The 10812-nt window shown below is 56.3% G+C and carries 10 protein-coding genes; 4 read left to right on the top strand and 6 right to left on the bottom strand.

Annotated elements, in window-relative coordinates; all coding sequences use genetic code 11:
• Both AC3IFE_RS10685 and AC3IFE_RS10680 read left to right on the top strand, forming a co-directional pair.
• Nucleotides 1–1008, top strand: a 1008-nt coding sequence (locus tag AC3IFE_RS10685; RefSeq protein ID WP_489190490.1) for a D-alanine--D-alanine ligase family protein, incomplete at its 5' end; no start/stop codon positions are given.
• A 2-nt stretch (nt 1009–1010) separates the two neighbouring features.
• On the top strand, nt 1011–1931 hold the full coding sequence (locus tag AC3IFE_RS10680) for a DMT family transporter (RefSeq protein WP_489190496.1): 921 nt from the start codon (nt 1011–1013) through the stop codon (nt 1929–1931).
• 56 nt (nt 1932–1987) lie between these two features.
• Here AC3IFE_RS10680 and AC3IFE_RS10675 read toward each other — a convergent pair whose 3' ends face one another.
• The gene (locus AC3IFE_RS10675) at nt 1988–2194 is read right to left on the bottom strand and encodes a PAAR domain-containing protein (protein ID WP_489190489.1); all 207 of its coding nucleotides are present in this window, start codon (nt 2192–2194) and stop codon (nt 1988–1990) included.
• Between the two features lie 99 nt (nt 2195–2293).
• Entirely contained in the window at nt 2294–2761 is a 468-nt protein-coding gene (locus AC3IFE_RS10670) for a hypothetical protein (protein ID WP_489190488.1), read from the bottom strand.
• A gap of 154 nt (nt 2762–2915) precedes the next feature.
• On the opposite strand from AC3IFE_RS10670, the gene AC3IFE_RS10665 reads away from it, so the two are divergent.
• Both AC3IFE_RS10665 and AC3IFE_RS10660 read left to right on the top strand, forming a co-directional pair.
• Entirely contained in the window at nt 2916–3248 is a 333-nt protein-coding gene (locus AC3IFE_RS10665) for a hypothetical protein (RefSeq protein ID WP_489190487.1), read from the top strand.
• A 64-nt stretch (nt 3249–3312) separates the two neighbouring features.
• Nucleotides 3313–4017, top strand: coding sequence for an SOS response-associated peptidase family protein (locus AC3IFE_RS10660; RefSeq protein ID WP_489190495.1), 705 nt, complete (start codon nt 3313–3315; stop codon nt 4015–4017).
• 151 nt (nt 4018–4168) lie between these two features.
• Here AC3IFE_RS10660 and AC3IFE_RS10655 read toward each other — a convergent pair whose 3' ends face one another.
• The 4 genes from AC3IFE_RS10655 to AC3IFE_RS10640 form a co-directional block, all read right to left on the bottom strand.
• Nucleotides 4169–5185: an ATP-binding protein gene (locus AC3IFE_RS10655; RefSeq protein WP_489190486.1), complete on the bottom strand. Its 1017-nt coding sequence runs from the start codon at nt 5183–5185 to the stop codon at nt 4169–4171.
• A 138-nt stretch (nt 5186–5323) separates the two neighbouring features.
• Nucleotides 5324–7525, bottom strand: coding sequence for an AAA family ATPase (locus AC3IFE_RS10650; protein ID WP_489190485.1), 2202 nt, complete (start codon nt 7523–7525; stop codon nt 5324–5326).
• A gap of 1060 nt (nt 7526–8585) precedes the next feature.
• Nucleotides 8586–9317 (bottom strand): aerolysin family beta-barrel pore-forming toxin, encoded by a 732-nt coding sequence (locus tag AC3IFE_RS10645; RefSeq protein ID WP_489190484.1) that lies wholly within the window; start codon nt 9315–9317, stop codon nt 8586–8588.
• A 507-nt stretch (nt 9318–9824) separates the two neighbouring features.
• Nucleotides 9825–10811: an NmrA family NAD(P)-binding protein gene (locus AC3IFE_RS10640; RefSeq protein WP_489190483.1), complete on the bottom strand. Its 987-nt coding sequence runs from the start codon at nt 10809–10811 to the stop codon at nt 9825–9827.
• Between the last annotated feature and the right edge of the window lies 1 nt (nt 10812).

Below are 10812 nucleotides of genomic sequence, written 5' to 3'. Positions count from 1 at the left end.
TGCGGTGGCACGAGTGAAGAGCGCGGGGTCTCCCTCGCAAGTGCCGCAATGATTGTTCCTGCATTGCGTCAGTCAGGACATACTGTAGAAGTTCTGGATATCCATTGCGGCCTGTTGCCCCAAACGAGTGACGGAGTGAAACACTTACCGATCAATGTTGAATCTACGGTCGCCAATGGGGACTGGATGACGGCGGGCATTGTGCCGAAACAGCTGAACGAACTTGGACATGTCCGCGCGTTCGATCTGGTATTCCTGGCACTACATGGGGGAACGGGTGAGGACGGTACTATTCAGGCGGCACTTGATTTGATGAACATTCCTTACACCGGCAGCGGGCATCTCGCGAGTGCCGTTTGCATGGACAAGGATATTTCCAAGCGTCTTTTGCGAGGGGCGGGGATTGTCACCCCAGACTGGACGCTGCTCGAATCCGATGCCTCGGTTCGCCCGGACGATTTTCACTACCCGGTCGTCGTTAAACCGAACAGGTTGGGATCGACCGTGGGTCTTTCCGTTGTGCGCGAGGCGGCGGCGCTAAAGATGGCAGTCGAGTTTGCGTTTCGCTTTGACACGGAGGTACTGGTTGAGCAATTCATTGCCGGTCGGGAATTGACGGTCGGGGTACTGGCTGATCGCTCTCTGGCAGTTGGCGAAATCCTAATCGATGCGGAAAGCGCTTTCAATTACGACGATAAATACACGCCAGGCGCTGTCAAGGAGATTTTCCCGGCGGATCTGCCTTCAGCGCTCGAACACTCCGTCAAGCAAGTTGCACTGGCAGCCCATCGACTTTTGAAGTTGCGTGACTATAGTCGCGCTGACTTTCGGCTCGACAAAGACGGCAAGCTCTGGCTACTCGAGTTAAATTCGCTGCCGGGCATGACGGTGACCAGCCTATTTCCGCAATCAGCGCGAGCGATGGGAATTGAGTTTGCACAGCTCTGCGATCTGATTTGTCAACTCGCCATGACACGCCATTCGAGAGTTCGGCCGGAGAGTCGGTGAATATGCTCAAGCAATGGATGCTGAGTATTGCCAAGGCAGGTGGGCCGGATAATCAGCAACGTACCGCGGTGAACGGTGTGCTGTATGTGACCGCGTCGACAGTACTTCTGACCGTAGGGCTCTACTTGCCACGACTGGTGTCGTCTCATGCTGATCCCGTCCAGATTTCATGGCTTCGGTACGTGGGCGGTTCTATGTGGCTGTTGATCCTTCACCTCGCACGCCCTCGGCACACTCGCCCTGCGATCGTGAGCCATTCCAACAAAAACACGCAGGCATGGCATGTGGCCCGAGCCGTAGTCGGATTTGGCACGCTGACACTGACTGTCGTTGCCTCACGTTTACTACCAATCGGGAATGTCCAGGCAATCCTCGCGTGTAACGGTTTGTTGGTGTTGATCTGGCTTCTCATACGCGGCGTTGAGCGGCTGCGGTTGTCGGTCGCGGTTGGAACAATGCTATGCGTCACGGGCGCGATACTTTCGAGCCATATCGAGCTCAATGAGTATTCGATATTGGGTTATGCCGCGGCCTGGGCCGCATCTGTTTGTTGGGCTACCGAGATCGTCATCTTCCGTTACGCGGTAGTGAGGGCTCCCGGAAAAACCTCGCTATTGTTTATCAATCTGGTCGGAGTCTTCTTGCTTGCCATTCCAGGTATGGTGCGCTGGAGGCCAGTGGGCGAAGGCGAATTCGGGGTGCTGCTTTTGGTCGGGATTTTTCTAGTGATATCCCAGGCATTACTGATCAAGGCGCTCGAGCGTATCCCGTTGTCGGTTACTATACCGTTTCGCTATCTGAACGTGCCCGTTGCGCTGGTTTTGGGACTAGCTGTACTCGATCAGGTTCCATCGACCGAAGCGATCATCGGCGCGTCCTTGGTCATGATGGGGGGAACCGTACTAACCCGACGCCTGAGCTAAGCCATGGCACGCGCGGTTACTCCACTTCAGTCTCCAAAAACTGGAGCGTCGGGCATTCAATTACTTGACTTAATTGTATTTCCGTCTGAAACGAGTAGTGCGGAGCGTCCGAATCTGGACCACCAGAGGTGGCTGCCCAAGAATACTGCTCGCTTCATTGTTCGGGCAATGGGTTTCCTGTCAATAGTCGCGGTCGCGGTGCCCTCCAGCACGCGGCCGCCGTGCGTCGTCGTGTCGCCGACACAGATCATGGAGCGGGCCATGTGTTCTCTCGTAGGTGTGGTTTTCGTATGAATTTACCACTTCCGGGAGAGCGGTCGACCACAGCCGGCCGCGCGGTCCGTCAAATTGTGTCAACCCGGCTACAGCATCGTCGCGCGCTGCTTCTCGTCTCTCAGCAGGTGCCGCAGGCGCTGAAGCGGGCCTTGACCGCCGCCAAGATCGCCCTTGTTGTCGATGTTCTTGTCGACATAGTCGAACCACTCCTGCACCCGCTCGATCGACTTTCTCAGCGCGAGAATTTCAAGGATCAGCAATCTGACCTGCGGGTCGGTGTAGTCGCGCCAAAGTGCGCGCAGCTCCGAATCGGTCGGCGCGTCGAAGTCAGGCATGGTCGGCTTCAGTTTGACGCGGCGGTCTCTGAGCGGGACACGATTCCGGTCGACCTTACCGCCTTCGACGCGGCGCGATTGCGCCGGCATCAGCGGGTTGTAGACGGCCTCGATCCATGACTCCAGCTCGCGCTCGGTCAGCTCGATGGGCGTGCGTTTCCATTCCTCTTCGCCGAGGAACCGGTACTCCCAAAAATATGCCCACTGAGGTTTGATCACGGCGTGAGTACTGTATAAAAACACAGTGTACCGCGCGACGATGCTCCTCCGTCAAGTTAGGAATTGCGATCCATATCACGACGGCAGCAGCGCGGCCGCCGCCGCAGTAACATCGTTCTGATACGTTAGCCTCGCGAGTGGGCAGGGAGGGCGCATGTCGCAACCGATAACGGTCGTACAACGAGCATTCCTTGACTGGTGTATCGCGTACTCGAAGTTCCGCATCGTGGACCTCATGTCGATCAGCATCATTGCCCACGACGCCGACAGCTACAACGCGTTGGCCCGCGACATAGTGCTGCCTGAGTACGGGTTCTGCGACAGGGACATGGTGGAAAAGGGGCGGAGTCTGTTTCGGGACGTACCGGGGCAGCCGGAGGGCTCCGGATTCGGCGCCGCGTACGACGTCGTGCTCACAGCGCTGGATGAATGGCTACGTGGCCTCATCATGCCGATCGAACAGGTGTCATTTCCGCCGGACCCGTGACGAGGTCTTGCCATTCCCGTTTAGTGCGTTCGATGTGTATCGCGGCTATGTGGAGGCAGGAATTGTGTGCACGAATTACATAGCACCCGGAGAGGATCCCGGTCTCAGTGAGCTGCGGATCGATAACTTCACCGACCTGTACCGCTGGACGCCTTGGAAGCCCGAGATTTACCAAGACTACGACGCACCGATAGTCGCCCGTATCGAGGGGCGGTTCAAGGCGTTGATCGCCGGCTTCGGGTTTTGGCCGCGTGCGCTTCAGAAGGCGAACGTTGAGCGGGTGAAGGAGCAAGGGCGCAAGCCGCCGATCATGCGAACCACGATGAACGTTCGTGACGACAATCTCGGGACGTCGCCGCTATATGGGCCGACGTGGAGGTCGGGTGGCCGGTGCTTGATTCCGGCGCGGTACGTGGTCGAGCCGTCCTATCCGGATGCTCGCCGGGACGACAGCGGTAAATGGATTCTCGGTCCGTGTGTGTGGCAGCGGATCGGTGTCATCGATCGACCAACGATGTGCATCGCGGGTATCTGGCGTACCCTCAAGGATCTCGACGGTCGACCGCGTCACGTGATGTCGATGATCACCGTAAACGCCGACGGACATCCGATCATGTCACGCATGCACAAACCGGAGGATGAGAAGCGATCCGTTGTCATCCTGCGTCCTGACGACTGGCAGGAGTGGTTGACAACGTCAAACGTCGAAGCAGCGCGAGCGATGTTGCAGCTGTATCCGGGGGACGAGATGGTCGCAGAACCAAAGTAACCTTGCTCGACAAAAAGAGGGAAGGACGGCCAACCGTCCTCTGCCTAGCCAAATTCTTGGACAAGTTCGTGTGTTTCTGAAACGACGCCACTTCAGTTCGGCGGGAAGGGCAAAGCTTTCGTTGCGCCGCCGTCGTCCGCTGGACACTCCGTCATAAGCGTATCAGTCTGGTACGGCCGGACGCCCGAGCCTTAATACCAGCCTCACCTGCTTCGCGTTCCCCCGCTTCGATAATGTCGTCGAGAACTGAGCGAATGTTGTAAGGCGTACTATTGAGGCGCAGACCGAAGAATGTCCCGTTAAACGACCCAATGCCAATCGACCTTGCGCGACCTTCCCCGTATAGGAAGGCCTGCCCGCTACCCAAGGTGAACCATCCGAAGCTTGCTCCCAGCTCACTCAAGATGTAGAGGCCGAAACCGGAATTGTCGTATGTGTTGTGCTGATCACTGCGGCCGGTAGTCCGCGAGATACCTGGGCGGATCGCGAGGCGCAGTGCGTCAGCATCCGAGTGTGCCCCATGAGTCTCTCCGAGTGTGCGAGCGATTCCAACACCCTCGTCGACTATCGAAATTTCTACGCGCCCACTTGCTAGACGTTGGCCCAACAAAAAGCATTCGTCGGCTTGCGAGTGCTCGAAGACATTGCGAATGATTTCTCGAATAGCGTACGAATACGTCCTTAGCGCTTGAGAATCGTCAAACGAGCCCGCCAAAACCCCCGCTACGCGCCTCGCTTGCTCTTCGAGCGCGTCGAACCATTCATCGATCAACCGATCCCAATCGTCATCTGATGCATTCTCAAAGTCAACTCGCGGCCGACCAATTCGCGTGATCGGGACGTACTTGGCACCGCCGGGTGCTTCGCCGATTCGATTGCCTTCATCGTCAAGCCCGACATAGTCGAAAAAACCGAGGTGTTTTAGGTATGAATGTACACGGTTGCTTTCATTAATCCCGTCGGCGAATGACTTCAGATTGTTGTCTGCGCGATGCGCAACCCAATCACGCAGCTTCGAGCCAGCGACGAGAATTCCGGTCGGGTTACAAAAATTTCGAAGAGTTGAATAGTCGGTCGTTACTTCGGGGGCATCGCGCGTGGCGTCTAGGAGCTCGAAAAAATTCGGTAACGAAAATCTGTCCAAACTCGCGGGAAGGTTTATTTGCATGGTGGTCTCAATACTATTGGTTCGTCTTTTTGCCGAGGAAGGCTTCGAATGCTTGGCGCACGTTCGGATGTGCGCCGGTGCTTAATGGATATAGCCACCAGAGCCGAGGAAACATTATTGACTACATCCTTACGAGATCTAGGTCGTTTCCGCAATCAGCACCGCATAGTGCTCCGGGTCGACGCGCTCCATCGCTCGCATGACACGCTCCACCATGCCTCGTGACATCGTGGGGAAGTCCGAGAACTCCAATAGGCGAAGAGTTGAAGCGCTGTGCGATCCCTCGTCCACGTACCTTGCCACCGCGCCGCGCTCCACTTCGTCGTCGAACAAGATGTCCAGCTTGGCCAGGTAAGGCTGGGGCGTCGGCCTCCTGAACCCCAAGTACATTTCGAGGAACCTCCTGAGCAGGTTCGGACAGCTCAGGTAGGCATCGATGTCATGGCTGGTACTCACTTGGAATTTCCGCAGGCAGTAGAAGACGTGGTGGTAGTCAGAGCGGAACTTCGCCAAGTGTGCTGGAAGCACTAGCAGCTGACTGCCGCTGTCACTCTCGCGATGGACGAGGAACGCCGCATGTCCTTTCTTGAACTTCCCTCGGTCGGCCCAGTCCTGCTTGATAGTATTAAAGAACTCCGAGCTGTGCGTCGAAATGAAGAGTTGCCGGCAGGCCTTCAGGCTCGAAATGAGTAGATAGGCTACGTCATAGATGTGGTTGGCATCCAGGCTACAGATCGGATCGTCGATGAAAACGACCAGGTCCTCAAGCCTCTGCCCGTTCTGCCCAAGGCTGGTGAGGAAGTACGCAAGCGAAATCGCAGTCCGTTCCCCGTCGCTCATGTTGGTAGCCGGCTGCCCCTCTCGGATGAACCGGATCCGCTTGTCTTGAGCCTGCTCGACGGAGATGCGCGGACCGAGCAGCCGCTTGAGGAGGTGATTGATCTGGCTTGCCGCCACCGAGCTACGCTGTAGTTCGGCCTGCGCTGCTTCCGATTGCCCCTTGATCTTCTGACCGACCTTCTGCACTCGCTCCAAAATCACGCTCGCCTGACTGAGTACTTCGCGCGCCTCCGTCGCTCCTGGGTCGAGTAGGTACCGGGCCGCGAAATGAGCTTTGACCTTGTCAGCTGCACTCCTGCGCGTGGCGGCTAATTCGTCACACGCTCGGTTGTGTTCGTCCTTCGCCTGCTGGAGGTCGGCGAGAATCCCCTGCAGAGCGAGAGCCTGATCGTCGGCCAGCTCCACAGATAACACGGTCTCCATGTTCGCCAGCTTCTCTCGAAGCAGTCGCGCCCGATAGGATCGAATTTCATTCTCTCGAGCGTCCCACGCTTCAAGGCGCCGCAGCGTCTCTTGGGCTTTCGCCCGTACGCCGGGAATCCACTCTTTCTCATGCGGGAAGTTTGGCAGCGCCCTTGACTGTTCCAAGCGCCCGATCGCGGCCTGGATGGCCGCGTGCTGGCGGCGATACTCGTCGGAAAAGTGTTTGGCGTATGCCTCTAATGCCTGCGCCGCGTCGCCTCCGCAAAAGGCACAGGTGGCGGTGTGCTCATGGAACTGCAGGCCAGTGCGCACCCAGTCGCTCAGCGCAGGTGCCTCGGCCAGACGCTTGATGGCGTTCTGCTGGGGTGCTTCCTTCAACAGCTGGGCAACATCATTGATCCCAGGAGGCTGGGGCGATGCCACCACCGGAAAATTGCGAAATGGCGCAAACTCACTTTGGTCACGTGCCTGAGCAACTGCTCCTTGGAGGGTGATTTCGTCGAGTAGATGTTCGTCCGGGTTTGCTAAGCCCTGCGCGATCCCTTTGAGATTTGGCGCTCTGAAATCTCGGACACCGAGCATAGTCCCGCAGTCACGGGCTAGATCAGTCGCCGCCTTCTCCCTAGCTCCGTTGGCGTCCGTCTGCTTCTTGTGGACGATCCGATACATCCCTGCCAGTCGTTCCCGTCTCCGCATCAATGACGCAATACGGTTGCTCAGCCGAATGTTTTCTTGGCCGACGATGAACAGGGCGGGCGCATGGGTGTAGTCGTCTCGCTGCAGGTTGTCGTCGATGAAGTCCCGATTGAAGACCCGCACTGGGATACGAGTACGGTCGTGGTCTCTCGCGCTGTCCAAGACCTCGTTCCCGACGCTTACGCGAACGCGGGCGCTGGGCGGCAACCGCATACCGCCAGATCCACTGAATAGTCCGATAATGCGAGATAGGGTAGTCTTGCCCGATGCGTTCCAGCCATAGATAAGGTTGTAACGCTCGAAGTCCGGTGCGGTACTTGTTCGCCCATCGTAGCCGCTCCACACGGCTCCGCTGGCAATGGATTCAATACGTCGGAACATACTTCCCCCTTCACGACTGGCCCGTCACTAGAGCACATCGGAACGCGCTGAGCGCGGTTGTAGCTTCATCAGCCTGTTTTTCATCCCTGAGCGGCGGGACGCAATGTCCAGGTCGACACCACCAGTGCCTACAACCGATTCGTCACTTGCCAGTGCCAATTATCGTGCGCGATCACCTATCATTCTTGTGGCACTTTATCACTTGTTCCTTTCGACCCGGAGTCGAGATACAACCTTTTCCGATGTGGTTCGCCTGCACCGACACTCAGACATTCGAGCGTCCGCTCCGCACCAGTAATCCGCCGCTTGATTACAAATGATCGATGTGTGGCGGGGGTCTTCGAAGTGCAAGCGAAAGACAGGCGCCTCCGCTCCATATCTCGAAGTACCGCTGTCGGACATAATTCACTCGCAGATGCGAAAAAAGGTGGAAATCATCGACACTTTCCGAGGCCGGAATGAACCCCAACTCAGTAGCCTTGCCCGGCAATTCTTGCCGCGCTCGCCTCTGGCAGCAGAAGAAGATCACAGGTAGATGCATGAATCTACGTGCAGTGACAAGATACATTCGCACATGATTGCGGACGTACGATTATTGGCTTCGCGCCACTAACGGACTTCGTAGTTCTGCTCTTGTCTGGTCGCCTTCGGCAGAGATCAACCAAGCTCCAATGGAACTGCCCGTGCAATTCGGCGTTTCTGATGAGGAATAAACTCAGTTGCATCCCTCAGAAGTATAGTGGGGTCCGTCTGTGCATCCGTCGTCCGCAAAATAGTAGACCTCGCGCACCCCATCTTCACAAGGGCCCACATAGCGGATATCGCCAACCGCTTCGGAATCGAGTAGGACTCCACCCGGTTTGGGAGAAAGCGGTTTCTTCCCACTATTTTTGTATCCCGCATCCTTTGCGCCTTTTAGGCTAGGTTTGATACCCATTTTAAGAATCTCCCAGCGGAATTGACTAGCAAGAGCTACCCTAACATTGCGCGCCTGAGGCGCTCGCCTAACAATAGGGAACAGTTAGCCACGGTGAGTCATATTCAGAACGCCGACTGATCGTCATTCGGCTGGTGCCATCGAGGGAGGAATCGGCAACTTCTTTATCTTGAAATACTGACGTTGTCCATAGTGTCCGCTTAGAGTTCCTGAAACCGAAACTGCTATGGAATTTGGATCTAGTACTGTCACTCGAATATGTGGAGAAGCGATAAAAAGCAGACCGATCAGTTCATGTCTCGTTTGATCAGGCTTCCCGAACCCGGGCCGAAAAAATTCTACTGGTCCCGTAAAAATCGCCCGAGCAGTAAAGGGTGTTTTATGAGTCACCTCGTGGACGACGCTACTAATAGCGTAAAGCGTCCTGGGCGGAACTGTTTGATGATGCGTCCACTCCCAATGCTGCTTGAACGTACTACTGTGATTCTCTGTCTTTGAAACTTTGATTTCGTGATTTTGTTCGACTGATGAGTCCGGTTTTCCCTCCGCATTGCCAGAAACAGGAAAAGGGAGCGGAAATTTCAGCGATATTTTCTCCGAGAAGGTGACCACCTCCTGTACGCTCCACGAGACCATGGATTCAACGTCAGTGGATCCTTTAAAAGTGGCGTCGTCGGGAGTGTCGGTGTCATTTTCGACGGGATATTCGTCTACAGTGACCGGTTTTTCTGAGAGGACGCTATCGCCGTAAACGAAGTCGACTACCTCCGTCGAGCCTAGGAGCTTGTTGAACGACCACCCCCCTCCACCCGCCCTCGTATCTAATTGTTCGATCAGCTCGAAAACGTCTGCCATGGCCGCCTCCCTTTTTGTTGTTAGAGAAGAATAGGACATGAGTTGGCGATTAGAAAGAAAGCACTGTCGAAATTGTTACTCGGCCATTCGTCCGTTTGTATGAACTTACTTCCAGCCTAGTCCCGTTCGGTCCTTCGCTCCGACTATAGCGCTCGTCGATCTGGATGCTAACGCGATTACAGAGCGTTACTGCTGCATCATTGGGGTGACGGGTGCAGGTGCTGCTGCGGGTAGCGTGCTCATGTGACCGGGAAAAGTTGCTTTGGCAGCCCGAGTTTACCAGCGGGCCGCACGCGACCGCTTGAAGTTCGCTGTTCGGCCAGTTGCCGGAGATCACGACCGGCGGCTGCCGGCCATGTCCGGACATTGGGATGCCGTTCCTCGTTGGCCGCCTTGCCGACAGCTTCGGACGTTGAGCGTCGACGATCTTCGCCGGCATCGCAGCGTGAGAAAACGCGCGGCAAGTAGTGAGGCGTTTTGCAGTTGAGCCAGACGTTCGCGAGGAACTTATAACGTGCCCTTCCTCTGGTCTTCGGACAGCTTCAAGACAGGCGGCAATCTGAGCAGATTTTCAGGCTGAACCCTTTCCCAGAGGCCCCCGTTGCCCAGTGCTCGTCCCAACTGGTCTTCGCGCCTGAGCCATTGTTCGACCGTCCTGATTCGCCCGGGATGAATTTCGTCGAGCAATGCGTAGTCTCTCTTGATGATCCCGTACTTCCACAGATTCCAGAAGCCGGTGAAGTTTTCGCGGAAGCTCATCGTACTTTTGTCGCGGAGATCGGCGTTATATCCGGAAGGCAAATCGGCTGCGGCCTTGAGCGGTCCGCTCCAGTATGCTTCGAGGTCGGTATCGATATATTGCGCGGGATGTCCGGTCACGGCTTCGAACGCCTCGGCAAGCTTCGCATACTCGACATGATCGATCGCGACCTCGAGATTCATGCCATTCGCACGCTCCGGATTGTCGAAAAGCCAACGTGCGTAGTACCCGCAGTCCTCAAGCGCTACATGCGGGACGGCGCCGTCACCGAGTGGCACCCGCCACGTAACGACGCCGCTTTCCACGGACGGGGTCATCGGTGTCATTGCCGAGACGGCCATCTCCATATACGGACCGGTCGTAAGCAGCGCGGCGCCCATCCGGTCCCGGTTTGTCAGGTTCTGGAACAGAATCCATTCCCCTACGCGGCCCTTGCCATCATAGTGGCCTGTCCGAAACCGGGAATCGTATCCGGACCTTTTGAGCGCGTAATCGAGGTTTCCATACACGAAGAACTTGACTCCTTCTTCGATGGCTATTTCATAGCATCGGATGGCCCAATAAATCTCAGTCTTCTCCCCGGTGTTGAATCCATCGAGATTGATATACGCTGCGCTGCAATTACGAAAACCATCACGCAGGACCGCTTCATCGGCAAACGTGCCCTTCACGATCGAGACGTTCCCCAGAGTGGAGAGCTCGATGGCCCGTCGCGATTCAGGATCTCGGCTCAAG

The sequence above is a fragment of the Burkholderia sp. APQ4-4ca genome, from assembly GCF_057837105.1.
Note: the sequence above shows the minus strand (reverse complement) of the source record. Positions and strands in the feature narration are given on the sequence as shown.

What these genes read in the sequence shown, in the direction of transcription:
- AC3IFE_RS10650 (WP_489190485.1), bottom strand. Translation starts at nt 7,525, where the DNA reads ATGTTCCGACGTATTGAATCCATTGCCAGCGGAGCCGTGTGGAGCGGC.
- AC3IFE_RS10645 (WP_489190484.1), bottom strand. Translation starts at nt 9,317, where the DNA reads ATGGCAGACGTTTTCGAGCTGATCGAACAATTAGATACGAGGGCGGGT.
- AC3IFE_RS10655 (WP_489190486.1), bottom strand. Translation starts at nt 5,185, where the DNA reads ATGCAAATAAACCTTCCCGCGAGTTTGGACAGATTTTCGTTACCGAAT.
- AC3IFE_RS10675 (WP_489190489.1), bottom strand. Translation starts at nt 2,194, where the DNA reads ATGGCCCGCTCCATGATCTGTGTCGGCGACACGACGACGCACGGCGGC.
- AC3IFE_RS10680 (WP_489190496.1), top strand. Translation starts at nt 1,011, where the DNA reads ATGCTCAAGCAATGGATGCTGAGTATTGCCAAGGCAGGTGGGCCGGAT.
- AC3IFE_RS10665 (WP_489190487.1), top strand. Translation starts at nt 2,916, where the DNA reads ATGTCGCAACCGATAACGGTCGTACAACGAGCATTCCTTGACTGGTGT.